Source organism: Kinneretia sp. DJ1R-11 (genome assembly GCF_025717595.1).
In the GTDB taxonomy this organism is placed as follows: Bacteria; Pseudomonadota; Gammaproteobacteria; order Burkholderiales; family Burkholderiaceae_C; genus Paucibacter_A.
This window is the reverse complement of record NZ_JAJIRR010000012.1, coordinates 148,274-174,021: the sequence shown is the minus strand read 5'-3', so window position 1 is coordinate 174,021 and position 25,748 is coordinate 148,274. Positions and strand designations below refer to the sequence as shown.

The 25,748-nt window shown below is 64.8% G+C and carries 25 protein-coding genes; 17 read left to right on the top strand and 8 right to left on the bottom strand.

Annotated features, from left to right (window positions below):
* From LNV23_RS18795 to LNV23_RS18775, 5 genes are all read left to right on the top strand, one after another.
* Positions 1–624, top strand: a 624-nt coding sequence (locus LNV23_RS18795; protein ID WP_263564376.1) for a methyl-accepting chemotaxis protein, incomplete at its 5' end; no start/stop codon positions are given.
* An 18-nt stretch (positions 625–642) separates the two neighbouring features.
* Positions 643–1,200 (top strand): chemotaxis protein CheW, encoded by a 558-nt coding sequence (locus LNV23_RS18790; RefSeq protein ID WP_263564375.1) that lies wholly within the window; start codon positions 643–645, stop codon positions 1,198–1,200.
* Positions 1,201–1,220: 20 nt separating this feature from the next.
* Positions 1,221–2,030, top strand: a complete 810-nt coding sequence (locus LNV23_RS18785; RefSeq protein ID WP_263564374.1) for a CheR family methyltransferase — start codon at positions 1,221–1,223, stop codon at positions 2,028–2,030.
* The gene (locus LNV23_RS18780; protein WP_263564373.1) at positions 2,023–2,574 is read left to right on the top strand and encodes a chemotaxis protein CheD; all 552 of its coding nucleotides are present in this window, start codon (positions 2,023–2,025) and stop codon (positions 2,572–2,574) included. Before LNV23_RS18785 ends, LNV23_RS18780 begins: the two co-directional genes overlap by 8 nt.
* 13 nt (positions 2,575–2,587) lie before the next feature.
* A complete protein-coding gene (locus LNV23_RS18775; protein WP_263564372.1) occupies positions 2,588–3,721 on the top strand; it encodes a protein-glutamate methylesterase/protein-glutamine glutaminase in 1,134 nt (377 codons plus the stop codon).
* 9 nt (positions 3,722–3,730) lie between these two features.
* Here the strand turns inward: LNV23_RS18775 and LNV23_RS18770 are convergent, their stop codons facing one another.
* The gene (locus tag LNV23_RS18770) at positions 3,731–4,225 is read right to left on the bottom strand and encodes a response regulator transcription factor (protein ID WP_318023255.1); all 495 of its coding nucleotides are present in this window, start codon (positions 4,223–4,225) and stop codon (positions 3,731–3,733) included.
* Between the two features lie 86 nt (positions 4,226–4,311).
* Between LNV23_RS18770 and LNV23_RS18765 the strand changes: the two genes are divergently transcribed.
* The 10 genes from LNV23_RS18765 to LNV23_RS18720 all read left to right on the top strand — a co-directional run bounded on the left by LNV23_RS18765 (position 4,312) and on the right by LNV23_RS18720 (position 17,650).
* Complete coding sequence (locus LNV23_RS18765; protein ID WP_263564371.1) at positions 4,312–5,856, top strand: methyl-accepting chemotaxis protein; 1,545 nt, start codon at positions 4,312–4,314, stop codon at positions 5,854–5,856.
* Between the two features lie 31 nt (positions 5,857–5,887).
* Entirely contained in the window at positions 5,888–6,760 is an 873-nt protein-coding gene (locus LNV23_RS18760; protein WP_263564370.1) for a phosphate/phosphite/phosphonate ABC transporter substrate-binding protein, read from the top strand.
* Between the two features lie 15 nt (positions 6,761–6,775).
* The gene (locus tag LNV23_RS18755) at positions 6,776–9,076 is read left to right on the top strand and encodes a sensor histidine kinase (protein ID WP_263564369.1); all 2,301 of its coding nucleotides are present in this window, start codon (positions 6,776–6,778) and stop codon (positions 9,074–9,076) included.
* Positions 9,073–11,799 carry a CHASE domain-containing protein gene (locus LNV23_RS18750; protein ID WP_263564368.1) on the top strand — a complete coding sequence of 909 codons (2,727 nt, stop codon included), beginning with the start codon at positions 9,073–9,075 and terminating at the stop codon, positions 11,797–11,799. Before LNV23_RS18755 ends, LNV23_RS18750 begins: the two co-directional genes overlap by 4 nt.
* A gap of 264 nt (positions 11,800–12,063) precedes the next feature.
* Entirely contained in the window at positions 12,064–13,731 is a 1,668-nt protein-coding gene (pilB, locus tag LNV23_RS18745) for a type IV-A pilus assembly ATPase PilB (RefSeq protein ID WP_263564386.1), read from the top strand.
* Positions 13,732–13,778: 47 nt separating this feature from the next.
* Positions 13,779–14,999: a type II secretion system F family protein gene (locus tag LNV23_RS18740; protein ID WP_263564367.1), complete on the top strand. Its 1,221-nt coding sequence runs from the start codon at positions 13,779–13,781 to the stop codon at positions 14,997–14,999.
* A gap of 9 nt (positions 15,000–15,008) precedes the next feature.
* Positions 15,009–15,941, top strand: coding sequence for a prepilin peptidase (locus LNV23_RS18735; protein ID WP_263564366.1), 933 nt, complete (start codon positions 15,009–15,011; stop codon positions 15,939–15,941).
* Positions 15,942–15,955: 14 nt separating this feature from the next.
* Entirely contained in the window at positions 15,956–16,549 is a 594-nt protein-coding gene (coaE, locus tag LNV23_RS18730; RefSeq protein ID WP_263564365.1) for a dephospho-CoA kinase, read from the top strand.
* A gap of 115 nt (positions 16,550–16,664) precedes the next feature.
* A complete protein-coding gene (gene zapD, locus LNV23_RS18725; protein WP_263564385.1) occupies positions 16,665–17,420 on the top strand; it encodes a cell division protein ZapD in 756 nt (251 codons plus the stop codon).
* 38 nt (positions 17,421–17,458) lie between these two features.
* A complete protein-coding gene (locus LNV23_RS18720) occupies positions 17,459–17,650 on the top strand; it encodes a DNA gyrase inhibitor YacG (RefSeq protein WP_263518931.1) in 192 nt (63 codons plus the stop codon).
* Here LNV23_RS18720 and LNV23_RS18715 read toward each other — a convergent pair.
* The 3 genes from LNV23_RS18715 to tal are packed head-to-tail and all read right to left on the bottom strand — an operon-like array spanning position 17,644 to position 20,862.
* A complete protein-coding gene (locus tag LNV23_RS18715) occupies positions 17,644–18,273 on the bottom strand; it encodes an HAD family hydrolase (protein WP_263564364.1) in 630 nt (209 codons plus the stop codon). The two genes, LNV23_RS18720 and LNV23_RS18715, sit on opposite strands and share 7 nt — an antisense overlap.
* A gap of 4 nt (positions 18,274–18,277) precedes the next feature.
* Entirely contained in the window at positions 18,278–19,915 is a 1,638-nt protein-coding gene (gene pgi, locus LNV23_RS18710) for a glucose-6-phosphate isomerase (RefSeq protein WP_263564363.1), read from the bottom strand.
* Positions 19,916–19,917: 2 nt separating this feature from the next.
* The gene (tal, locus tag LNV23_RS18705; protein WP_263564362.1) at positions 19,918–20,862 is read right to left on the bottom strand and encodes a transaldolase; all 945 of its coding nucleotides are present in this window, start codon (positions 20,860–20,862) and stop codon (positions 19,918–19,920) included.
* A 228-nt stretch (positions 20,863–21,090) separates the two neighbouring features.
* On the opposite strand from tal, the gene zwf reads away from it, so the two are divergent.
* Complete coding sequence (zwf, locus tag LNV23_RS18700) at positions 21,091–22,536, top strand: glucose-6-phosphate dehydrogenase (protein WP_263564361.1); 1,446 nt, start codon at positions 21,091–21,093, stop codon at positions 22,534–22,536.
* A gap of 88 nt (positions 22,537–22,624) precedes the next feature.
* Complete coding sequence (locus LNV23_RS18695) at positions 22,625–23,485, top strand: MurR/RpiR family transcriptional regulator (RefSeq protein WP_263564384.1); 861 nt, start codon at positions 22,625–22,627, stop codon at positions 23,483–23,485.
* On the opposite strand, the gene LNV23_RS18690 is transcribed toward LNV23_RS18695, so the two are convergent.
* Genes LNV23_RS18690 through mlaD form a run of 4 tightly spaced genes read right to left on the bottom strand, consistent with a single transcriptional unit; the run spans position 23,478 to position 25,733 of the window.
* The gene (locus LNV23_RS18690; RefSeq protein WP_263564360.1) at positions 23,478–23,777 is read right to left on the bottom strand and encodes an STAS domain-containing protein; all 300 of its coding nucleotides are present in this window, start codon (positions 23,775–23,777) and stop codon (positions 23,478–23,480) included. The genes LNV23_RS18695 and LNV23_RS18690 overlap by 8 nt on opposite strands.
* A 26-nt stretch (positions 23,778–23,803) precedes the next feature.
* The gene (locus LNV23_RS18685; protein WP_263564359.1) at positions 23,804–24,448 is read right to left on the bottom strand and encodes an MlaC/ttg2D family ABC transporter substrate-binding protein; all 645 of its coding nucleotides are present in this window, start codon (positions 24,446–24,448) and stop codon (positions 23,804–23,806) included.
* A 35-nt stretch (positions 24,449–24,483) separates the two neighbouring features.
* On the bottom strand, positions 24,484–25,251 hold the full coding sequence (locus LNV23_RS18680) for an MlaA family lipoprotein (RefSeq protein WP_263564358.1): 768 nt from the start codon (positions 25,249–25,251) through the stop codon (positions 24,484–24,486).
* Positions 25,248–25,733 carry an outer membrane lipid asymmetry maintenance protein MlaD gene (gene mlaD / locus LNV23_RS18675; protein ID WP_263518946.1) on the bottom strand — a complete coding sequence of 162 codons (486 nt, stop codon included), beginning with the start codon at positions 25,731–25,733 and terminating at the stop codon, positions 25,248–25,250. Before mlaD ends, LNV23_RS18680 begins: the two co-directional genes overlap by 4 nt.
* Positions 25,734–25,748 lie beyond the last annotated feature (15 nt).

The window sequence follows — 25,748 nt, the reverse complement described above, 5'->3', positions numbered from 1 at the left end:
GGCAAGGGCTTTGCCGTGGTGGCAGCCGAAGTACGCAAGCTTGCGGAACGCAGCCAGGTCGCGGCGCAGGAGATCGGCAATCTGGCCGCCTCCAGCGTCAAGCTGGCCGAGAAAGCCGGCGGCCTGCTGAACAATATGTTGCCCTCGATCCAGAAAACATCTGAGCTGGTCCAGGAAATCTCCGCGGCCTCGGGCGAGCAAGCGCAAGGCGTCGTGCAGATCACCGGCGCCATGAACCATCTCTCCAACATCACTCAGCAGACGGCCTCGGCCTCGGAGCAGCTCTCGGCCACGGCCGAGCAGTTGTCGGCACAGGCCGCACAACTGCAAGAGCAGATGGCCTTCTTCCAGCTCGGCGGCGAGACGCCGGCGCCCGTGGCCACGGCGGCCCCAGCCATGCACGGCAGTGCCGCCCACAAGGCCGCAACGCTTCCAGCCCGGCGTCCCATGGCGCCAGCGCCACACGCCCCGAGCAGCGCGCCGCTCAGCGATGTGCAACGCAAGGTGGCCGAGTTCAAGGCCAAGCAAAGCCAAGCGCAACAACTGGCCCGGCGCAGCGCGGGCAAGGCCGGCGTGGGCAGCGCGAGTGAAGACATCGATGAATCCCACTTCAAGCGCTTTTGAACGCATGAGGACGCACGCATGAACCCCGTTCAGAAAGCCCCCCCGGGAGCGCCAGCTGACCTGCTGCGCGGCGCCATCGCCGAAGCCGAACAGGCCGGCCCGCCCCTGCAGATGTTGCGCATGGCCGTCGGACGCGAAAACCTAACCGTGCCGATCAGCGCGGTGCGCGAGATCCTCGAGGTCGGCCGCATGACACCGCTCCCTCAGACACCTGACTTTGTACGCGGGGTCATGAATCTGCGCGGCGCCGTGGTGCCGGTGATCGATCTCGGTGCCCGCTTCGGCTTCGGCCCGACGCGCATCGGCCGGCGCTCGGCCATCATCGTCGTCGAGGCGCGCGGCGATGAAGACTTCGACCGCCTGATCGCGGGCGTGCTGGTGGACGCCGTCTACGAGGTGCTGGAGGTGGACAGCCACCGCATCGAGGCCGCCCCCAGCCTGGGTGTGGCCATCGCGGCCGAGTTCATCGCCGGCATGATCAATGTCGGGGCAGGCTATGCGGTGCTGCTCAATATCGACCAGGTGCTGTCCCCGGCCGCCCTGTCCCAACTGATCGCTGAAAGCCAGGGCGCCTGAGCGGCTAGGCTTCCACCACCATGGCCCAATTCACCGACGCCGCCTTCAAATCCATCAGCGATTTGTTCCATCGCATCTCGGGCATACGGCTGACCGACAACAAGCGCGCTCTGGTGCAAAGCCGGCTGCAAAAGCTGGCCGTGGACAGCGGTGAACCCGACCTCAATCAGTTCGTGCAGAAAATTGTGCGCGGCGAACTACCCGAAGAACTGCTGGTTCAGGTGGTGGACAAGCTGACCACCAACGAGACCTATTTCTTTCGTGAGCCGGCTCATTTCGAAGACTTGGCCCGACGCGCCGCTGCCCACCCGACGGGAAAGGAATTTCTGGTCTGGAGCGGAGCCTCTTCCTCCGGAGAAGAGGCCTACAGCATCGCCATGGTGCTGGCCGACAAGCTGGGGCTGAACGGGGGACGGCCTTGGTCCATCAAAGGCACCGATCTGTCCACGGCCATGGTCGACAGCGCCAGCCGTGGCCTCTACCCCATGGAGCGGGCCCGCATGATGGCGCCCGACTACTTGCGCCGCTTTTGCCTGCGCGGCGAAGGCCCCTACGAAGGGCAGATGCTGATCAGCCGCGAGCTGCGCGCGCGCGTGCAGTTCCAGTGCGCGAACCTGATGCAGCCCTTGCCGGCCCTGCCGCAGTTTGATGTGATTTTCCTGCGCAATGTGTTGATCTACTTCGACCTGCCGGCCAAGCAGGCCATCGTCAGCCGGGTGATTGAACGGCTCAAGCCGGACGGCGTGCTCTACCCAGGCCACGCCGAATCGCTGGCCAATTTGAACCTGCCCTTGAAAGCGGTGGCGCCCGCCATCTACCAACATGCATAAGGACAGGCCCCCCGGTTCCGACACCCAGAAATCGGCCGGCAGCGGCCTGCCGGCCGGCGCCCATGCCTTGATCAACCTGATGCCGGGCCAGTGGCATTTCGGCCGCAACGCCACCTTGCGCACCTTGCTCGGCTCTTGTGTCGCCATCACCTTGTGGCATCCGCAGCAGCACTGCGGCGGCATGTGCCACTTCCTCCTGCCCAGCCGCAGCAGCCGCGGCATTGCGCCCCTGGATGGCCGCTACGGCGATGAAGCCGTGGAGCTGCTGCTCGCCGGCATCAAGCGCAGCGGGACCCAGCCCACTGACTACTTGGCCCACCTCTACGGCGGCGCCGACACCATGCCGGACGCCGCTAACGTCAAATTCAATGTCGGTCAGCGCAATATAGAGCAGGGCTGGGCCCTGATCGATCGCCTGGGCTTCCAGCTCCAGGACGTGGACGTCGGCGACAGCATTCCGCGTACCGTCAGCCTCAATCTGAGCACGGGGCAGGTGGACGTCAAGCGCGGCCAAACCACCTTGATGCCGCCGCCGCGCCGCTGAAGCTCAAAGCACCATGTCGCGCCCCACGCCATTTTTTGCTCCCGCGCCAGCCCCGTCCCAGGCGGCGAGCACCACCCCGCTGCGCGTCGCAGTCATTGATGATTCCGCCGTCGTGCGCAAGCACCTCAGCGCCTTGCTGCAGGCCGCCGGCATCGAGGTCAGCATCACCGCCAGCGACCCCTTGTTCGCCTGGCCCAAGCTTGAAGCCGCCTGGCCCGATGTGATCGTGCTCGACGTCGAAATGCCGCGCATGGATGGCATCAGCTTTCTCAAGCGGGTGATGAGCGAGCACCCGACCCCGGTGGTGATGTGCTCGACCCTGACCGAGGCCGGTTGCGAGACCACCATGGAGGCACTCGCCGCAGGTGCCGTCGGTTTTGTCACCAAACCCAAGCTAGGTCTGCGTGATTTTCTCGAGGACCCCGGCAATGGCCTGGTCCAGGCCGTGCGCGCGGCAGCACGGGCCAATGTGCGGGTCCTGCCCAGCCAGATGGCAATGAGCGCGGTCCGCCCGAGCGTGCGAACCGCCGGCATTGAAGCGCCGCTCAACCCCGCGGCCATGGCCCAAACCACCGACCATGTGATCGCCTTCGGCAGCTCCACCGGCGGTGTCCAAACCATCGAGGCCGTGCTGCGCCAGCTGCCGCGCACCATGCCCGGCATCGTGCTGGTGCAGCACATGCCGGAGAAATTCACCCATTCCTTTGCCGCGCGCCTGGACAGCACCTGTGCACTGGAGGTGCTGGAAGCCAAGGACGGCGACCGAGTCATCAACGGCCGCGTGCTGGTGGCGCCTGGCGGCCGCCATATGCAGCTGCGCCGCAGCGGCGCGCAGTATGTGGTCGAGGTGCGCGACGGGCCCCTGGTGAGTCACCACAAGCCCTCGGTCGATGTGTTGTTCAAGTCGGTCGCTCAGGCCGCCGGGCGCAATGCCATTGGCGCGATCTTCACTGGCATGGGCGAAGACGGCGCTCGCGGCTTGCTGGACATGCGGCGGGCCGGCGCCAGCACCTTGGCGCAAGACGAGGCCAGCTGCGTGGTTTACGGCATGCCCAAGGCGGCCGCCGAACTTGGGGCCGCCGAGCACATCGTCGGTTTGAGCGATATGCCGCTCACCTTGCAGGCCTTGGCGGGCCTGCTCCCATGAAGCGGTCCTTCAGCGAATGACTTTGCTGATGACCTTCATCAGCTCCAGCGGGCTGAAGGGCTTGATCAGATACTCGTCCGCGCCGGCCTTGGCGCCGGCCTGCTTGTCGGCCTCCTGGCCCCGGGCAGTCAGCAAAACGACCTTGGTGCGCTTCAGTCCGGCATCGGCCTTGACCTTCTGACAGACCTCCAGGCCGTTGAGGCCGCCCGGCATCATCACATCGAGCAGTATCAGATCCGGTCGTAAGAGTTGAGCCTGGGCCAAACCTTCCGAGCCATTGGCCGCTTCGTGTATCTCGTAGTCGTCAAACTCAAGGGTCACGCGGATCAATTCGCGAATTTCTTCCTGGTCTTCAACAATCAAGATCTTTTTCGCCATATTCACCCCGAGACGTGGCCAGCAATGCCTGCCATGATGCCTCAAGCCGCACGCGCACTGCCGGCTGAAAACGGCAGTTTTTTGCGGGACACCCAGCGGCGAAAGAAGGTCCGCCGAAAGCCTCAAGTTGGCGCATGGACGGGCCGATGAAGAGCAATGGCACCCTCTGACCGGGAGGCCGCGGTATTCGCCAGTCAAAGGATCAGGTTCGCATGAATGCTCACCCAGCTCTGCAACAAGGCAACCGGGCCCAGGATCGCTTGCTGTTGACCGTCATCGCGGCGAACGCTCTGCTGGCCATCGGTTTGGGCTATGGCTACGGTCAACTCGGCACCGCCTTGATGCTGGGCCTGGCTTGCTCACTAGGCGCTGGCGTCGCGGTCTATTTCTGGAGCGGCCGGCCCATCTGCCGGCGCCTGCTGGCCACGCTGCTGGTGGCCTTGGTGGCCACGCAGTTGCAGATCAGCCGCGGCGACACCACCATTCACGCCAATGTCTATGTCACCCTGTGTCTGATGTTGCCTTACGGCGACTGGAAGCTGATTGCCTACACCGGCGCCTTGCTGATCGCGCATCACTTTGGCTTTGAGGCCGTCAGCAGTGCCACCATGCCCTTGTTCGTGCACGAAAGCGACACCCGCCTGGCGGACTTCGCTGACGTCAGCTTCATCCTGGTTCTGAGCGGCTTTCTGATGCACGCAGCCATGGAAATGCACCGCCGCGCTAGCGAACGTTTCGAGCTCGAATTCCTGGTCAACGCCATGGGCCGAGACGGCCCGATCCGTCTCAACCTCGATGTGGTGCGCACCGACTCCGCAGTCGGCCAGCGCCTCAAGCATGTGCAGGGCCGTATGGCGGCCGCCTTGCGCCAGGTGCGCGACGCGACCGTCAGTGTGCACGGCGTGGCCCAAGAAGTCGGCGACAGCAGCGGCGAGCTGATGGCACGCACCGACCGCACGGCCAATGGCCTCAAGGACGCCGCCATGTGCCTGGAGCAGATCACGGTGATCGTGCAGGAGAGCGCACGGGCCTCCAAGGAAGCACGGGAGCTGAGCCATGCCTCCTCGGCGCTGGCCGTGCGCGGAGGTGCAGTGGTGACGCAGATGGTCAACACCATGGAGGAGATCGACAAGTCCTCGCGCCGCATCACCGACATCATCGGTACCATCGACGCGATCGCCTTCCAGACCAATATCCTGGCCCTGAACGCCGCGGTCGAAGCGGCCCGTGCGGGCGAGCAAGGTCGGGGTTTTGCGGTCGTGGCCAGCGAGGTGCGGCGCCTGGCCGGGCGCTCGGCCGAAGCCGCGCGAGAAATCAAGAACCTGATCACAGCGTCCATGGAAACCGTCGAGCGCGGCACCCAGTTGGCAAGTGCCGCAGGCAGCACCATGGAAGAGCTGGTCAGCTCGGTGAAAAGCGTGGGCACGGTGTTCGAAAGCCTGACCGCCGACAACGCCGAACATGCGCAAGGCATTGAGGTGGTGACGGCCTCCGTCAAAGAGTTGGACGAGGTGACGCGCCAGAACGTCCATGTGGCGGAGCGCTCGAGCCAGATCGCCGATGAGCTGCAGCAGCAGGCGGCAACGCTGGCCGAAGTGCTGAGTACCTTCCGCCTGGGCGACGACGCCGCCGTCAACGAGCTGCTGAACAAAGCGCAACAGAAGGCTGCGGCGGCTTCTGGCAAGCGCCAGGAGCGGGCTCAGTCCAGCACGGGCTCCGGCGACGCTGGCGGCGGGTCCAACATCGATTTCTTCTGAACCACGAGCACATTCAAACGGGAGCCCCGCCATGAGCGCCAACGCATTCCAGAGCCTGCGCCGCCGCCTGCTGTCCTGCCTGAGCCTGCTTGGCTTGGGCTTGAGCGGCACCAGCGCGCTCGCTGCCGACGAGCCCAGCTATCGATTCTCTCCAGTCAACCAGGCCAGCATTGCGCTGACGGCGGACTACTGGAATCCCATCATGGCCTATGTCTCGGAGAAAGCCGGCGTGCGCTTGGTGTTGAAGATCGGCCGCACCTCGGCCGACACCACGGCCTATGTGCTGGCCCAGGAAGTGGAGTTCGTGTTCAGCAACCACTTGTTCAGCCCGGAGCGCGAAAAGCTGGGCTGGAAGGTGATCGGTCGGCGCCTCACTCCGGCCATCCAGGGTCAGCTGATCGTACCGGCCGACTCGCCCGTGACCGAGCTGGCCCAGCTGGCCGGCAAGGATGTGGTCTACCCCGGGCCGGAAGCCTTTGTCTCCTACAAAGTGCCCTATGCCCAGCTGATCAACCGCAAGATCGACGCCAAGGTGGTGTTCGCCGGCAACACCGATGGGGCCTTGGCCCAGCTGTTCAGCGGCAAGGTCGCAGCAGCCGGCGTCAATTCGCAGTTGGCGGAGAACTATGGCCGACGTGAAGGGAAAAAGTACCGCGTGCTCTGGAGCTCCGAGCCCTTGCATGATCTGGCGCTGATGGCGTCAGCCAAAGTTCCAGAGAAGGATGTACAGGCAGTCGCACGCGCCTTTGCCGGCATGCACAAGGACCCCAAAGGGCAGGCGATTCTTCAGGAGGTGTCCAAGCACATCGGTCTGACCGAGGAGGCCTACTTCATCGCCTCGGACGGCAGCGAATATGCGCCCTACCGACGCTTCTACCAAAGTGCGCCGGCGCAAGTGCGATGAAGCGCGGAAACCGCGATGCCTAGGCTGAAGCATCTGCTGGGGCGACTGTTGCCCTCCAGCCTGATCGGGCGGGTGTTTCTGCTCTATCTGCTGTCCCTTCTGCTGTTCATGGGCGGGGCGCTCGGCTGGTATGCGTCCCGCAGCTTCAGCAGCAGCATCAGCAACGCCCAGGATTCGGCCGACACCTTGATCAGCCTGCTTGGCCCGGCGGTCGCCGAGTCGGCGGTGATCGGCGACTACGACACCATCGAGCGGGCGCTCACCCGGACCTCCAAGCACTCGGACATCAGCGCCGCCCTGTTCATCGATCTCAAGGGTGGCCGAATCGAACGCAGCGCGCGCGAGGACCCCGAGCTGCGCGTGCCCAGCTGGCTGAGCGAGGCGGTCAGCGAACAACTGCCGGAGCTGAATCTGTCCATCGTCGCTGGCGGCAAGGACTACGGCGTGCTGCGCCTGCGCTTCAACACCGCCCATATCGCCAACACCTTCTGGCAGCAGTCCATGGTGGCCGTCGGCCTCGGCGGCCTCAGCCTTTTGGCCGGCCTGGCCATGGTCTGGTGGCCGCTCAACCGCTGGCTCGGCAACCTCGGTCAGATCCGCACCTTTGGTGAACAGTTGAAGGTTTCGGGCGGCGCGCTCAGTCCCATGCAGACCGAGGATGCACCGCTCGAGTTCCGTCAGACCTTCGAAGTACTCAACCAAGCTGCCAGCTCGCTGCAGTTGGAGCGCGAACGCGCAGCCGTCACCCTGGGCGCCATTGGCGACGGCATTGCCACCACCGACGCCGAGGGGCGAATCTTGCTGGCCAATCCCGTGCTTGGCAGCCTGCTCGAATGCCCGGCCGATAGCTTGCTGGGCCAGCGCATCCAGGCCGTGCTGCCGGACCTGGTGGACCTGGCGGACAGCCAGGCGCTGCCTCAGCAGGGCAGCTGGAAGGCCAGGCTTCGGCTCAATCCAAGTGCTCAGGGCGCCCATGTGCTGGACTTGAGCCGCACCGAGATCGCCGGCGGCAGCGGTTGGGTCTATGCCTTCCGCGACATCAGCCAGCAGCAGGCACTCGACGACCGACTGCAGGAAGAGCTGCAAGCCCGCGCCCAAGCCATGCAGACCATGCGCCAACTGCTGCAGGATTTTGCCGCGCCGCAGCTGAGAACGCCGCAGTCCACCGTGGCTGGCAGCAGCGAGGAAAGCGCCGCATTGCTGCAACTGGTGCAGGAACTGATCCAGCGCCTGCGCGAGCGTGGCGAGCAGCTTGCGGCCATCTTCGCACTCAGCCCCGATGGCTTTGTGTCCTTTGACGCCCAGCACATCACGCGTTATGTCAGCCCGGCCTTCAGCCGCCTGGCCGCGCTGGCCCCCGAGCAGGCCCTGGGCCTGCACGAGGAGGCCTTGCTCGGCTGCCTGCTCAGCCTGCGCGGTGCCGACGCGCGCGCCGTCAGCATTCAGGAGCTGCGCCAGGGCAAGCTGCGCATCGAGCTCGAGCGCCCGACCCGGCGCGTGCTCGAGCTCGCCCTGCATGAGGGCGTGACCAGCGCCGGCGGCGCCGCCGCCCAGTTGCTGCACCTCAGCGATGTGACCCACCAGGTCGAAGTCGAGCAGATGAAGAGCGAATTCCTCTCGACCGCGGCCCATGAGTTACGCACGCCCATGGCCAGCATTTTCGGTTTCACCGAGCTGCTGCTGATGCGCGAACAGCCGCCCGAGCGCCAAAAGGAAATGCTCGGCCGCATCCACCGGCAGTGCCAGTCCATGATCGCCATCCTCAACGAGCTGCTGGATCTGGCGCGCATCGAAGCGCGGCGCGGCCAGGACTTCGAGCTTGAAGTGCTGGACTTCAGTGCCCTGGTCTCGGAGGTGGTGCAGGACTTCAGCCCACCCGAAGCGCGGGAGCTGCCCGAACTGAGTCTGCCCGCCCTGCCCTGCCGCGTCCACGCGGACCGCCAGAAGCTGCAACAGGTCCTGCGCAATCTGCTCTCCAATGCCTACAAATACTCGCCCGGAGGCGGCCTTGTGCGCGTGGAGCTGGCCCAGGAGGCGGGCATCGATGGACGCCCACCACAGGTCGCGCTGTCGGTGCAAGACCATGGCATCGGTATGAGCGCCGAACAGCTGTCCCATGTCACCGAGCGCTTCTACCGCGCGGACAAATCCGGGACCATCCTGGGCACCGGCCTGGGCATGAGCATCGTCAAGGAGATCGTTGAGCTGCATGGCGGCAGCCTGGGCCTGCTCAGCCAGCCCGGTGAGGGCACAACGGCCATGGTGCGCCTGCCCAGTCTGCAGCCGGAGCCGGCATCACCCGCGCCGATCGCATGAAATGGCGTGCCCGCTCGCGCCTGGCCAGCCGGGTCGCACTGGAGATCACGGGCCTGCTACTGCTGATGGCCACCTTGCATCACCTGATGCTGGCGCCCCTGGGGCAAGGCTATAGCTGGGCCAGCCAGATCTGGGCCGAGCTGCTGACCTACACCGTGCCGGTGGTCGCCCTGCTGACCTGGCGCGGCTTGCGCCAGGCGCACCTCAGCCTCGGTGCGCGTTTGGGCGAGCGCGTCTGGCCGCCGCTCTGGGCCACCTTGCTCACCCTGGGCCTCGGCCTGCTGATCAGCGGCGCGGCGGTGCAGTACCAAATCCACAGCACGCGCGGCCTGGCCCAGGCCCGTTTCGACCATCTGGTCGAGCTGTTGGAGCAGGATGTGCGTCGACGCTTCGAGTTGCCGACCTATGGCCTGCGCGGCCTCGCGGCCCATTACGCCGCCGGCCTGAACCTGCGCCGCCAGGAGTTCGCCCGCTTTGTAGGTGCTTACAACTTGCCGCTGGAGTTCCCGGGCATACGCGGCTTCGGCTACATCCAGCGCGTCGAGCGCAGCGAGCTGGAGAACTTCATCTTGCGCGAGCAAGCCGATGCAGCGCCGGACTTCAAGATTCATGGTGGGGGAGCTGCTGACGATCTGTTTGTCATCAAGTTCATCGAGCCGCTGAGCAACAACCAAGCAGCACTGGGCTTTGACCTGGGCTCGGAGACGGTACGGCGACAAGCGGTGGAGCGTGCTTACCGGACGGGCCTGCCCACCTTGTCGGGCCGCATCGAGCTGGTTCAGGATGCGGCGCGGCGCAATGGCTTTCTCTACCTGCTGCCGCTGCACCACTCAGGCGCCGTGCTGAACAGCGAGGCCGAGCGCCTGGCGGCCACCGAGGGCTTGCTCTACACACCCATCGTGGTGGAGGAACTGCTGGCTGGCATTGGTGCCACCACCCAAGGCTTGCTGGACTTTCAGTTGCTCAATCAACCCGGAGCGGGCGAGCTCCGGGCGGTCTTCCAAGTGGGCGAGGCCAACACCGCGACAGCGTCTGCCCAGGCCATGTTCCTCAAGCAACTGGAACTGCCGGTCGGTGGCCAGACCCTGCTGCTGCGCATTCAGAGCACGGCGCTGTTCGAACAGTTGGTGGTCGAAGGTAAGCCCTTCTGGGCAGGCGTGGGCGGTGTGATCATGAGCTTGCTGGCTGCGGTCGTGGTCTGGCTGCTGGGTATCGGGCGCAGCCGTGCGCTCAGCATTGCCGAGGCCATGACTCTGGACCTGCGACAGGCAAAGGCCGAGCTGGCTGATCGCAACGAGCGCTTTGCTCTGGCGCTGGAGGGTGGATCCGACGGGCTCTGGGACCATCTCGACACCCATGGTGAAGCCCAGTGGTGGTCGCCGCAGTACTACCGCCTGCTTGGCTACGAACCCGGGGCCATTGAGCCTGGACTGCTGGCCTTCGACCAGCGCCTGCATCCCGACGATCGGGAGCGCACCATGCAGGCCCTGGCCGCAGCACTGGAAGACCTGAGACCTTACGACGTGGAGTTCCGCCTTCGCACCGAAAGCGGCGCTTACCGCTGGTTCCGTTCACGCGCCAAAGTCTTCCGCGATGCCTGCGGCGAACACCGGCGCATGGCCGGCTCCTTGCAGGACATTGACGAACTGAAGAGGGTGCAAGCCCAGATGCGCGAACGCAGCCAGCAACTGGCGGCCATCTTCGCGCTGAGCCCGGACGGCTTCGTCTCCTTCGACGCCCAGCAGCGCCTCAGCTACGCGAGCCCAGCGTTCGGCGAGCTCTGCGGCCTGAGCGACAGTGAGCTGCTCGGCCTGGGTCTCGAGGGATTGCTGGGCCTGTTGCAAGCCAAGCAAGGCGCAGATGGGATCGACATCAACGCAGAGGCTCTCCGCTGCAAGGCCCTGACCCTGAGCTTGGCGACACCGAGCCCGCGGGTGCTGACCCTGAGCCTTCAGCCCGGTGACGGCCTTGAGGTCTCGTCCATGTTGCAGGTCCGCGATGTCACTCACCAATTCGAAGTGGACCGCATGAAGAGCGAATTCCTGAGCACCGCCGCCCACGAGCTGCGCACGCCCATGGTCAGCATCTACGGCTTCACCGAGCTGCTGGTGATGCGGGACATGCCAATCGAGCGGCAGAAGGAGCTGCTCGCCCGCATCTACCGGCAGTGCCAGACCATGATGGCCATCCTCAACGAACTGCTGGACCTGGCACGCATCGAAGCACGCCGCGGCCGCGATTTCGAATTCAGCACGGTGCCACTGCATCCTCTGGTGGAGCAGACTCTGGCCGACTATGCGGTGCCCGATGGACGGGAGCGGGCTACGCTGGACAGCGAACCCGGTGACTGGTTGGTTCACGTTGATCCCGGCAAGCTACAACAGGTGCTGAGGAACATTCTTTCCAATGCTTACAAATACTCACCAATGGGCGGACCTGTGCAACTTCGGCTGCGCAAGCAGGACGCCGGCGCGCTGCTGCAGGTGCAGGACCAGGGTATCGGCATGAGCCCTGAGGAGCTGACGCAAGTGACCGACCGCTTCTACCGCGCCGACAAGTCGGGCACCCAGCTGGGCAGCGGCCTGGGCATGAGCATCGCCAAGGAAATCGTCGAGCTGATGCAGGGTCGGTTGAGTCTGGACAGTGCGCCAGGACAGGGTTGTGTGGTCAGTGTTTGGCTGCCCTTGGCAGCGCACCATGACAGCGTCACAGGTCCACTTTGAGACCCAGGGCAAGCGAGCAATTGACCTGCTTTTTCGGGCATCCACGCGGGCTAACCCGGGGTCAAATCGTGCACTTGGACCGGTCCCACGGGGCAAACTCCGGCCTCGCTCGGTTTACAGTCCTGACTGGCTTGCCGCGACGCAAGCCGCTGGCTCTGCCGGCGCCATCTGCCCCTCTTGTCCATTAGCCCTGCGAGTCTGAACTACACCGTGGAACCCACCCTGGCCGAGCCGCCTCAGTCCGCCCTTTCTGGCGTGGCGCGCATGCTTGTGCACGCTGGAAAGCTGCAGGCCAAAGCGGCCGAAGACCTGATGCGCCAGGCGCGCGAGAAGAAAACCAGTTTCGTCAATTCGGTGATCGCCGCCGGGCTGGTCAGCTCGGCCGACCTGGCCCACACCCTGTCCACAGCACTGGCCGTGCCTTTGCTGGACCTGAATGCCATGGATGTTCAGCGCATGCCGCAGAACATCATCGACAACAAGCTGGCCCAGCAATACCAGGTGGTGGTGCTGGGGCGGCGCGGCAGCCGGCTGTTCATCGGCGGCGCCGATCCGACCGATCAGGACGTGGTGGAGCGGATCAAGTTCGCCACCCAGCTGACGCCGGAATGGGTGATCGTCGAACATGACAAGCTGGCGAAGTTGCTGGCCGGCACCAGCAGCAGTGCCAGCGAGGCACTGGAAACCATCACCGGGGGTGACTTCGATTTCGACATCGCCGAGGAAGACGCGGCTCCGCAGGAAACCGCGGCCGAACTGGCCGATGTCGAGGATGCGCCCGTGGTGCGCTTCCTGCAGAAGATGCTGGTGGACGCCATCAATCTGCGCGCCTCCGACCTGCACTTCGAGCCTTACGAATTCCATTACCGTGTGCGCTTCCGGGTTGACGGCGAGCTGCGCGAGATCACCCAGCCGCCGATCGCCATCAAGGACAAGCTGGCTTCGCGCATCAAGGTGCTGTCGCGCCTGGACATCGCCGAACGCCGCGTGCCGCAAGACGGCCGCATGAAGCTCAAGTTCGGCGCCAAAGCCATCGACTTCCGGATCAGCACCTTGCCGACCCTGTTCGGCGAGAAGATCGTGATCCGTATTCTCGACCCCTCCTCGGCCAAACTGGGCATCGATGCCCTGGGTTACGAGAAGATCGAAAAAGAGCGGCTGCTGGCCTGCATCAGCCGACCTTACGGCATGGTGTTGGTCACCGGGCCCACCGGCTCCGGCAAGACCGTGTCGCTCTACACCTGCCTGAACATCCTCAACCAGCCCGGCGTCAACATCTCAACGGTCGAAGATCCGGCCGAAATCAACCTGCCCGGCATCAACCAAGTCAATGTCAATGACAAGGCTGGCCTGAGCTTCTCGGCCGCGCTGAAGTCCTTCTTGCGCCAGGATCCAGACATCATCATGGTCGGCGAAATCCGCGATCTGGAGACGGCCGACATCGCCATCAAGGCCGCCCAGACCGGCCATATGGTGATGTCCACCTTGCACACCAATGACGCGCCCAAGACCTTGACCCGGCTCTTGAACATGGGCGTGGCGCCTTTCAATATCGCGTCCAGCGTTCTGCTGATCACGGCTCAACGCTTGGTGCGTCGCCTGTGCGAGAACTGCAAGGCACCGGCCGAGTACCCGCGCGATGCACTGCTGCGCGCCGGCTTCAAGGAAGAAGAGCTGGACGGCAGCTGGAAACAGTACCGGGCGGTCGGCTGCAACAGCTGCAACAGCGGCTACCGCGGCCGGGTCGGCCTCTACCAGGTGATGCCCATCACAGAGGCCATCCAGCGCATCATCCTGGCCGAAGGTTCGGCCATGGACATCGCCGTCCAAGCCCAGTCCGAGGGTGTGCGCGATCTGCGTCAGTTCGGCCTGGTCAAGGTGCGGGCCGGCGTGACCACGCTCGAAGAAGTGCTGGCGGCAACCAATGAATAGACTTTTCGCGCCAAGGCGGAAACAAGGGCCTGAGGCCAGGAGGTGGTATGGCGACTAGTGCGGCAGCCAAGAGCGCGAGTGAGTTCGTGTTCGAATGGGAAGGCAAGGACCGCAACGGCAAGATCGTGCGTGGTGAATTGCGCGCCGGAGGCGAGGCCATGGTGAGCGCCACCCTGCGCCGCCAAGGCATTCTGGTCAACAAGGTCAAGAAGCGCCGCATGAGTGGCGGCAAGGCCATCAAGCAAAAAGACATCGCCGTCTTCACCCGCCAGCTGGCCACCATGATGCGGGCCGGCGTTCCCTTGCTGCAGTCCTTCGAGATCGTCGGCCGCGGAAGCACCAACCCGCGCCTGACCCGCCTGCTCAACGACATCAAACAAGACGTCGAAACCGGCACCAGCCTGTCCAATGCCTTGCGCAAGCAACCGCTTTACTTCGACGCGCTGTACTGCAATCTGGTCGAGGCCGGTGAAGCAGCCGGTATCCTGGAGTCGCTGCTCGACCGCCTGGCCATCTACCAGGAGAAGACGGTCGCGTTGAAGAACAAGATCAAGTCGGCCCTGACCTACCCGATCGCGGTCTTTGTGGTCGCCTTCGTGGTGGTGGCGGTGATCATGATCTTCGTCGTGCCCGCCTTCAAGGACGTGTTCAAGAGCTTCGGCGCCGACCTGCCCGGGCCGACCTTGGCTGTGATCGCCATGTCGGAGTTCTTCGTCTCCTACTGGTACCTGATCTTCGGCAGCATCGGCGGCGGCCTCTACTTCTTCTTCCAGAGCTGGAAACGCTCGGTCAAGATGCAACACACCATGGACCGGCTGCTGCTCAAGATCCCCATCTTCGGCGACCTGCTTTACAAGTCGGCCGTGGCGCGCTGGACCCGCACCCTGTCCACCATGTTCGCCGCCGGCGTGCCCCTGGTGGAAGCACTGGACTCGGTCGGTGGTGCCGCCGGCAACGCCGTGTTCGCCGAAGCGACCGAGAAGATCCAGCGCGATGTCTCGACCGGTACGGCTCTGACCACCTCGATGCAGACCACCGGCATCTTCCCGACCATGGTCATCCAGATGGCCTCGATCGGCGAAGAGTCGGGCTCGCTGGACCACATGCTGGGCAAGGCCGCCGAGTTCTTCGAGGACGAGGTGGACGAGGCCGTCAATGCCCTGTCCAGCCTGATGGAGCCCTTCATCATCGTCTTCCTGGGCACCATCATCGGCGGCATCGTGGTCGCCATGTACCTGCCCATCTTCAAGCTCGGTCAGGTGGTCTGAAGCATGTTCATGAATCCGGATGACTACGCCTGGCTGCTCAGCCCCCTGATGCTGGGCCTGCTGGGCCTGTGCATCGGCAGCTTCCTCAATGTGGTGATCCACCGCCTGCCCCTGATGATGGAGCGCCAGTGGCTGGCCGATTCGGCAGCCCAGCTCAGCGATGCGGCCGAGCTGCAAAAGGCCGCCGCCTGGCGCCAGCCCGAAGCGGCCGGCCTGGCCAGTGCTGCTACGGCCCTGGCGCAGCAGATGGACAAGCTGCCCCACCTGGGCATCGCCACACCACGCTCGCGCTGCCCGCATTGCGGCCACCAACTGGCCTGGCATGAAAACCTGCCCCTGCTGGGCTGGCTGCGGCTGGGCGGCAAATGTGCGTCCTGCAAGGCGACCATCTCCAAGCGTTACCCTCTGATCGAACTGGCCACCGGCCTGCTGTTCGCGGCCCTGTCCTGGCGCTTTGGCGCACGGCCCGAGACCCTGCTCTGGTGCGGTTTTGGTGCTGCCCTGCTGACCCTGGCCGCGATTGACTGGGACACCACCTTGCTGCCCGACTCGATCAACCAGCCCCTGCTCTGGGCGGGCCTGAGCTCAGCGCTGCTGGGCTACACCTTGCCCCTGGATGCCGCCTTGATCGGCGCACTGGCCGGCTACCTCTCGCTCTGGTCGGTCTACTGGCTGTTCAAGCTGGCCACCGGCAAGGAGGGCATGGGCTATGGTGACTTCAAGCTGCTGGCCGCGCTGGGTGCCTGGCTGGGCTGGCAGATGATTCTGCCCATCGTGCTGGGTGCGTCCCTGATCGGCGCCCTGGTCGGCATCGCCATGAAGATGAACTCGGCCCTGCGCGAGGGCCGCTATGTGCCCTTCGGCCCTTTTCTGGCCGGCGGCGGTTTCGTCGTGTTGTTTGCTGGGCCCGAACGTGTGATGGGCTGGCTGGGCTGGGTTTGAAGCGCAACCGGGCTATGCGCATCGGCCTGACCGGTGGCATCGGCAGTGGCAAGAGCACGGTCGCCGGATTCTGGCTCGAAGCTGGTGCCAGCCTGATCGACACCGACGCGATCTCGCGCCAGCTGACGGCCCCAGGCGGCCCTGCCCTGCCGGCATTGGCGGCCGAATTCGGACCAGCCATGGTCAGCACCGAAGAAGGTCTGGTGCGAAGCGCCATGCGCGCCCTGGTGTTCAGCGATCCGGCAGCGAGGCAGCGCCTGGAGGCCATCCTCCACCCCATGATCAGCGCCGAGACGGCCCGTGCGGAGGCCGCAGCCGACAGCGACTTGATCGTCTTCGATGTGCCCCTGCTGGTCGAATCGGGCCGCTGGCGCCAACGCCTTGACCGGGTGCTGGTGGTGGACTGCCCCGAGGCCCTGCAGATCGAGCGCGTCATGCAGCGCTCGGCGCTGAGCCGGGAGGCCGTGCAAGCCGTGCTGCAGGCCCAGGCCACACGCGCGCAACGACGCGCCTGCGCCGACGCCCTCATTCACAACGAAGGCTTGAGTCTGGACGCGCTGCGGGGGCAAGTCCTGACCCTCGCTCGCCACTGGCGACCCACAAAATAGCGCATGCCCTGAAGCACTGAAGCGTCGGGCGGCGATTGGCTGTGAAACAATCACCGCCTTGGGAGCGCAGCCGCGCCCCGCTTGCGAGCAACGCTGACCGACAGGGATGGCCGCCTTGGTCCTATACGAGTACCCATTCAACGAGAGCATCCGCACGATGCTGCGCCTGGAGCATCTGTTCGATCGACTCGGACAGCTGATGGCGCGCGAAACCCCGCTCGATCACCATTTCGCCCTGGTCACCATTTTCGAGATCATGGACGTGGCCTCGCGGGCCGATCTCAAGTCCGACCTGCTCAAGGATCTGGAGCGCCACAAGGCGCAGCTCAACGGCTACCGCGGCAACCCGGCGATCGCGGAGAGCGTGCTCGATGAAGTCATCGCCCGCATCGACCATGCCTTCGACGGCCTCAACAAGCTCTCCGGCAAGGCCGGCCATGTGCTGACCAGCAATGAGTGGCTGATGAGCATCCGAAGCCGCATCAGCATTCCAGGCGGCACCTGCGAATTCGACCTTCCCGCCTACTACACCTGGCAGCAGTTCTTGCCGGCACGCCGTCGCAATGACCTGATGCAGTGGACCCAAAGCCTGATGCCGCTGGCCGAGGCCTTGCAGGTGCTGCTGGGTCTGCTGCGCGACAGCGGCTCCGCGCACAAGGTGGCGGCCGTGGCCGGCCAGTTCCAGCAAAGCCTGGGCGCCGGCCGCAGCTACCAGCTGCTGCGCATGCGCCTGGACCCCAGCCTGGGCCTGGTGCCCGAGATCACCGGACATCGCTTGATGGTGTCCATCCGCCTGATGCGTCAGGACGAAGAGGGCCGGCTCAAGCCCGCCCACCAGGACGCCAGCTTCGAGCTGACGCTTTGCGCCTGATGCTCGTCCGAGCACTGCTTTCCGAACCCGACCCGACCATGGATTCCCAAGCCAAGCCCCGCATCGTGCGCTGCCCCCAATGCGGTGGCGATTCGATTTTTGCCCCCAGCAACAGCTGGCGGCCTTTTTGCAGCCAACGCTGCCGTCAGATCGACTTGGGCGCCTGGGCCAATGAAGAATTCCGCGTGGCTGCCAGCCCGCCGGTCGAGGACGACTCGCTACCTCACTGAGCCACGGGGCTGAACAGGCCACACGCCTGCAGCTCCTCGCGCGCCTGCTCTGGCGTGCGGAACAGCAAGGTCTGCCACCCCAGGGCTTGGGCCGCCTCGATATTGGCCGGATGGTCATCGAGGAAGAGACAGCTTTGCGCGTTCACGCCAAACTGGCGGCAAGCCAGATCAAAGATCTCCGCACGCGGCTTGGACACCTTGACCCGGCCCGAGAACACGCCTTGCTCGAACCACTGCGCCAGCGGCTGGCTGCGCTCCAGATGATCAGCATAGGGCTCGGGCATATTGGACAAAAAGAACAGGCGATGGCCCGCCTGTTTCAGCGCTTCAATCAAGGCCACGGTGCCCGCCTGGGCCTGCAATTCATCGGGCACGGCCGCCACCACCTGCGCCACCTCCTCGGCCGGCCAGCCGGTGCGCGCAGCAATGCGCTCGATCACGGTCGGTGCATCGATCAAGCCCTGATCAAACGCACCCCAGTCGCCGCCGTAGTTCTCGAAGAACTCGGCCGCGACGGCCGCGCCTTGAACCTCGTCCGCAACCCGTTGCGGCCAGACGCGAGCCAGAAAGCTGGGCGGGTGCCAGCGGAACACAACACCGCCGAAGTCAAAAACAATGTTCACAGGTTCACTCGGACAAGAGGTGTTGCAGCAGGCCGGCGGTCGAGCCATCCAGCCCGGCAGCATCGCCGCTGCTCAGGCGCGGCAGCAGGCTGTTGCACAAGGCCTTGCCCAGCTCCACACCCCATTGGTCGAAGCTGTTGATGCCCCAGAGCGCGCCGCTGACGAAGACCCGGTGCTCGTAGAGGGCGATCAAGGCGCCCAGCGACGACGGCGACAGGCGATCCAATACCAGGGTGGTGCTGGGCCGGTTGCCGGGGAAGCTGCGGTGGCGGGCCACGGTGGCCGGGTCAAGCTCGGCCGAGGCGGTCGGCGCCTTCTCGCCCAGGGCTTCTTCAAAGCTCTTGCCCTGCATCAGGGCCTGAGACTGGGCCAGGCAATTGGCCAGCAGCTTGCGGTGCTGGTCTTGCAGGCAGGCCTCCAGATCGCCCGCCACATGGGCACCGAAGTTCGGGCGCTTCACGGCGATGAACTCGACCGGAATCACATCCGTGCCCTGGTGCAGCATCTGGAAATAGGCATGCTGGCCGTTGGTGCCCGCCTCGCCCCAGACCACCGGGCTGGTGTCGTAGGGCAAGGCCTGACCCTGCAGGTCCACGCCCTTGCCATTGCTTTCCATCTCCAGCTGCTGCAAGTACGCCGGCAGACGGCGCAGGCCCTGGTGGTAAGGTGCCACGCTGCGGCTGCTGAAGCCATGGAAGTTACGGTACCAAAGATCCAGCACACCGAGCAGCACCGGCAGATTGCGCTCCAGCGGCGCCCCGGCGAAGTGGCGGTCCATGGCATGGGCGCCGGCCAGCAGGGCGCGGAAGTTCTCTGCGCCGATGGCGATGGCGATCGGCAGGCCGATCACCGACCACAGCGAATAGCGACCGCCAACCCAATCCCAGAAGCCGAAGGCCGTGGTGATGCCAAAAGCCGCAGCGGCCGCGGTGTTGCTGCTGGTGGCGACGAAGTGGCGCGCCACATCCGTGCCACCGGCGGCCAGGAACCAGGTCCGCGCCGCCAGGGCATTGGCCAGGGTCTCTTGGGTGGTGAAGGTCTTGGAGGCGATCACGAACAGCGTGGTCGCCGGATTCAGCTGGGGCAGCAGCGGCGCCAGATCATGGCCGTCGACATTGGAGACGAAATGCAACTTCAGCCCCGGCTGGGTGTAGGCCTGCAAGGCGCACACCACCATGGCCGGGCCGAGGTCACTGCCGCCGATGCCGATGTGCACCACATCGCGGATGCCGCTGGTGGCCGTGTCACGCACGCCTTCGGCAAAAGCCAGCATGCGGCTCAGCGAGGCCTGCACCTCATCGCTGTGCAAGCCCTGGCCGGCGGGCGCGCGCAGGGCCGTGTGCAGCACAGCGCGGCCTTCGGTCAGATTGACCGGCGCGCCAGCCAGCAGCGCATCGCGTTGGGCTTCCAGGCCGCAATCGCGCGCCAGCTGCAGCAGCAGCTGCAAGGTCGGCGTGTCGATGCGATTCTTGGACAGATCGGCAAACACCTCGGGTGCTTGCAGCGACCAGGTTTCGAAGCGCGCCGGCTCGGCCGCAAAGGCCTGGCGCAGATCGAAATGCTGGCCACTCGCCTGATAACGCTCAGTCAGAGCGGCCCAGGCCGGGCTTTGGTCACAACGCAGATGCGGTGCTGGGGACATCTTCAACTCGCGATCATCTGATCCAGTTTGGCCGAGTCAATGGCAAACAGGCGGATGCCTTCGGCCAGCTTCTCGGTGGCCATGGCATCCTGGTTGAGGGCAAAGCGGAAACCCGCTTCGTCGTAGGAAACAGCGGCAATGTCGGCAGCGCGCGCGGCGTCGGCATCCAGGGCGCGCGGCAGCGGCGCATCCAGAGCCTGCAGCTGGCTCAGCAGATCGGGGCTGATGGTCAGCAGATCGCAGCCGGCCAGGGCCTGGATCTGGCCCACATTGCGGAAGCTCGCACCCATGACCTCGGTCTGGATGCCGTGCTTCTTGAAGTAGTTGTAGATCTGGGCGACCGACTTGACGCCCGGATCGTTGGCACCGGCCTGGGCGGCTTCGTCCCATGCGGCACCGGCGCTCTTCTTGTACCAGTCGTAGATGCGGCCGACGAAGGGCGAGATCAGCTGAATGCCGGCCGCGCCGCAGGCCACGGCCTGGCAGAAGGAGAACAGCAGGGTCAGATTGCAGTGGATGCCTTCGCGCTCGAGTTCGGCGGCAGCCTGGATGCCTTCCCAGGTGGCGGCGATCTTGATCAGCACGCGCTCACGGCCGATGCCGGCGGCTTCGTACAAGGCCATGATGCGGCGCGCGCGGGCCACGGTGGCGGCGCGGTCAAAGCTCAGGCGGGCATCGACTTCGGTCGACACGCGGCCCGGCACGACCTTGAGGATCTCCAGACCGAAACGCACCAGCACCTGGTCGACGATCTCGTCCAGCGGCTTGCCTTGATGGGCGGCCACGGTGTCCTTGAGCAGGGGCGCGTAATCGGCCGACTGCACCGCTTTCAGGATCAGCGAGGGGTTGGTGGTCGCGTCGCGCGGTGCGAACTGGGCCAGCTGCAGAAAGTTGCCGGTGTCGGCGACGACGGTGGTCAGGGACTTGAGTTGATCGAGCTGATTCACGGGGCACTCCAAAAAGCGGTTCAAACCTCCATTAGAACCGCTCTTGCGCAGTCCCTGTCGCAGCAAGCCTGAGCCTCGGTTACAGCCGCACTTGAGCGCAAACCCCCATGAGCGCCGTAAAAAAGGCCGGCCGCATTGACCGAATTACGAAACTCATGCATCATAATTCCAGAAACTTTGTTACATCAAGGGTTCATTTTTTCGATGAACCGCAACAGGGCCCATCTCATGTCTTTCGATCTCGTTTTCTTCGGCGGCACTGGCGACCTGACCTGGCGCAAGCTCATGCCCGCCCTGTTCCAGGCCTTCCGCCACGGCAAGCTGCCGGCCGGCGGCCGCATTTTGGCCGTGGCCCGTGACGAGATGAGTGACGAGCGTTACCGTGAATGGCTCAAGGAGCGCTTCCGCGAGGTGGACGGCTCCAAGCGCCCGAATGAAGAAGAGTTCGAACGCTTCGCTGCCCTGCTGCACTACCGCCGCATGGACCTGTCCCAGCCCGAGCACTACCAGCGCCTCAAGGACTGGTTGGACGAGCGCAGTGCCGACACCGTGGTGCTCTACCTGGCCACCAGCCCGCACCTCTTCACCCAGATCTGCCAGCAGCTCGGCGAAGCCGGCCTGAACCACGAGCGCGTGCGCGTGGTGCTCGAAAAACCCCTGGGCCACGACTTGGCCAGCGCCCAAGAGATCAACGCCGTGGTGCGCTCGGTTTTCAAGGAAAGCCAGGCCTTCCGCATCGACCATTACCTGGGCAAGCCCTCGGTGCAGAACCTCTCGGCCCTGCGCTTCGGCAACGCGCTGTTCGAGCCGCTGTGGCGCCGCGAGAGCATCGCCAACATCCAGATCACCCTGGCCGAAGAGCTGGGCGTGGGCACGCGGGGCGCCTTCTACGACGGCACCGGCGCGCTGCGCGACATGATTCAGAACCATGCCCTGCAGCTGCTGACCATGATTGCCATGGAGCCGCCCTCGACCAACGATGCCGATGCCATCCGCGACGAAAAGCTCAAGGTGCTGCGCTCGCTCAAGCCCTTCACGCCGGAGAGCGTGGCCCGCGATGTGGTGCGCGGCCAGTACCGCGCCGGCACGGTGGGCGGCGTGGCCGTACCCGGTTATCTGGACGAAGCCAAGGTGCCGGCCGACAGCCACTGCGAAACCTTTGTCGCCCTGCGCACCGAGGTGCAGAACTGGCGCTGGGCCGGCGTGCCCTTCTACCTGCGCACCGGCAAACGCCTGGCGGCCCGAGACGCGCAAATCGTCATCAACTTCCGCCCCGTGCCGCACCCGATTTTCCCGGGCACCAACCAGGCCAACCGCCTGGTGATCAAACTGCAACCGGAAGACGGCCTGGAGCTGCAACTGCTGGCCGCCAAGGGTGGCGCGCATGGCGAGGCGCTGTCGCCAGTGTCCCTGGACCTGGACTTCGACAAGGCCTTCGCCACCAACCGCGTCGGCGCCTACGAACGCCTGCTGCTGGACGCCATCGCCGGCCGCCTGAACTTGTTCGTGCGCAGCGATGAGCAAGAGCAGGCCTGGCGATGGGTCGAGCCCATCCTCGACGCCTGGAAGCAGGACAACAACGGCCCCCGCCCCTACACCGCGGGCTCCTGGGGCCCGGCTGCGGCCAGCGCTCTGGTGGCGCGCGATGGTTTCACCTGGTCCGAGGAAGCATGATGCCTGCCCCCACACTCGCTCCGCTCGCTGCCCCCCGAGGGGGCGCTGCCCTCCTTTGGGGCGGCCCGGCAGGAGAGCAGGTATGAGTATTCTCGAGCGCGTCAAGGCCGCCCTGCCGGCCCTGCCGCCGGCCGAACAGCGGGTGGCCAAGCTGCTGCTCGGTGACGCACGGGCCTTTGCCAACCTGCCGGTCAGTGAACTGGCCGACCGAGCCCATGTCTCCAAGCCGACCGTGGTGCGCTTTTGCCGCAGCGTCGGCTATGACGGCCTGACCGACTTCAAGCGCAAGCTGGCCGGCAGCGTCAACGAAGGCGTGCCCTTTGTGCACCGGGCGGTGGACGAGGATGAAAAGCCGGCCGACCTCATCGTCAAGGTGGTGGACAACGCGGTCGCTGCCCTGCTTCACTACCGCAACGACGCGGCCAGCCATGCCTTCGAGTGCGCGATCAATGCGCTGGCCGAAGCAGCGCGGAGCCATCGACGCATCGAGTTCTACGGCGTCGGCAACTCGGGCATCGTGGCGCAGGATGCACAGCACAAGTTCTTTCGCCTCGGTATCAATACGGCCGCCTGCAGCGACGGCCATGTTCAGCTGATGAGTGCGACCATGCTTCAGCCGGGCGACTGCGCGGTCATCATCAGCAATTCCGGCCGCAGCCGCGACCTGCTCGATGCAGCAGAGATCGCGCGCAAGAAGGGCGCGACCATCATCATCATCACTGCCAGCGGCTCACCGCTGGCGCAGCTGGGCTTAAGCGCTGGCCAGGTCTTACTCGCGGTCGACCACCCCGAGGACTATGACCGTTACAGCCCCATGGTGTCGCGCCTGCTGCACCTGACCGCCGTGGACATCTTGACCACCGGCGTGGCCCTGCGCCTGGGCGCTGACCTGCGGCCCATGCTGCAAGAGATCAAGCGCAATCTGCGCGGCAAACGCTATATCAGCTGAGCAGCTCGGGCCACAACAGTTCGGCGACGCCATAGACACGCGCCAGCTCTTGCAGCTTGGGCGGTACCTCATGCACGCGCAGGTGCAGCCCCTCGGCCGCACAGACGCGGCCAGCGCTGATCAGGAGCGTCAAGACCGCCGAGTCAAAGTGCTGCAACTCGGCCGCGCTCAGATGCAGCTCGGTGCCTGCCGCGCTACGCACCTGGGCCGACTCGGCACGCAGGCTTTGATTGAATGCCGGCCACAGGCGGCCGGCCTCGTCAAGTCGCACCGAGGCCGGCAGTTTCAGCATGCTGGAGAGACTTGCCGCGCTGTTCATCAGGCTTTGCCGCCTGCAGCCTTCTGGTTGCGTTCGGTCAGCACCTTGATCAAGCCATCGATGCCATTGGCACCGATCTCTTGCGAGAAGCTGTTGCGGTACTGATCGGCCAGCCAGATGCCCAGCACATTGACGTCATAGATCTTCCAGACGGCACCGGATTTTTCCAGACGGTAGTCGAGCTGAATCGGATCGCCCTTGCCGCGAATCTCAGTCTTGACCACCACCTCGGCATCACTGGGCGATGCTCGCAGCGGCCGCAAAGCAATGGTCTGGTCCTTGACCTGGGTCAGCGCACCGGCATAGGTGCGCACCAACAGGGTCTTGAACTCGTCCTGCAAGCGCTGCTGCTGCTCGGGCGTGGCTTGGCGCCAAAAGCGACCGACCGCGGAAGATGTCATGCGCTGGAAGTTGACATGGGGCATGACCTTGCCGTCGACCAAGCTGATGATTTTCTGCAAATCGCCGCCCTGGATGGCCTTGTCGGTCTTGACCGACTCCAAGGTTTCCAGGGACAGCTGGCGGATCAAGCCATCGGGGCTGCTGGCGTCAGCGGCCAGGGCGGGCTGGAGGGGCAGACCGAGGCTGAGGGCACAGGCAGCGGCCAGCAAGCCGCGATTCAGGACACGTCGCAAAACATTCATTTCATCATTCCTTTGAAGCGGGGGCGCGGAACCGATCAAGGCCCGGCCTGCGGGCTGGAAGCGGGCGCACCGACTGGCTCGGGTGTCAGCACCTCGTACTCGTCGTCATTGCCGAAACTGCCGCGACGCTGCAAGTAGGCGTCGCGGATGAAGGTGTATTTGTCCAGGGCGATGCCGTCGAGCATCTCACCTGCACGCAGGAAGTTGGCACGGGCATTGATCAGCTGCAGCGCACCGAGCGCAGTCTTGCTGTAGCCATCCTTGACAACCAGGGTTGGCGAAGTGGCGATGCGGTCGAAAGGCAGGGCCAGGGTGTCTCGCAAGGAGGACGGGCCGAACAAGGGCCAGACGATGTAGGCCCCGGTGCCCGTGCCCCAGACCCCGAAGGTCTTGCCCAGGTCTTCGCTCTTGCGCTCCAGACCGACTTCGGTGGAAATATCGAGCAGGCCGGCGAAACCCAGGGTCGAGTTGACGGCAAAGCGCATGCCCTGCTCCACGCTGGCCTTGAAACGCCCCTGCAAGAGCAGATTCACCGCAGACCATGCATCGGCCACATTGCTGAAGAAGTTGTCGGCGGCCTGGCGGATTGGCGCCGGCACCACATCGCTATAGAGCGTGGCCACGGGTTTGAGCACGCTGGCATCCAGCGCCTCGTTGAAGTTGAAGACCTTGCGATTCCAGCTTTCCCAGGGGTCCAGCTTTTGCCCTTGTGCACCGGGGCCGCGCAGACTGGCACAGCCACTGAGCAAGACGATGCCCAAGACCAGGAGAAGTTGGCGCAAGCCGCGACTCCAAGTACTCATGGCTTGGCTCCGCCGGCCGGCGTGCCGGAATCCGCAGCCTTGTTGTACAGGAACTGGCCGATCAGGTTTTCCAGCACCACGGCCGACTGGGTCTGGCTGATGTTGTCACCCGCAGCCAGGTTCTTCTCGTCGGCGCCGGCTTCCAAGCCGATGTACTGCTCACCGAGCAGGCCGGCCGTCAGGATCTTGGCCGAGCTGTCCTTGGGGAACGCGACGTTCTTATAGAGCTTCATGACCACCTTGGCCTGGAAGCTCTTGTCGTCGAAGGTGATGGATTCCACTCGACCGATCACCACGCCCGCACTCTTGACCGCCGCGCGCGACTTCAGACCGCCAATATTGTCGAACTTGGCCGTGACCTGGTAGGTCTCGTCAAAGTTCAGGCTCAGCAGGTTGCCGGCCTTGAGGGCCAGAAACAGCAAGGCCGCTCCGCCCAGCAGCACAAAGAAACCCACCCATGCATCATGCCTTGAGGCTTGCATCCTCTACCCCTACAA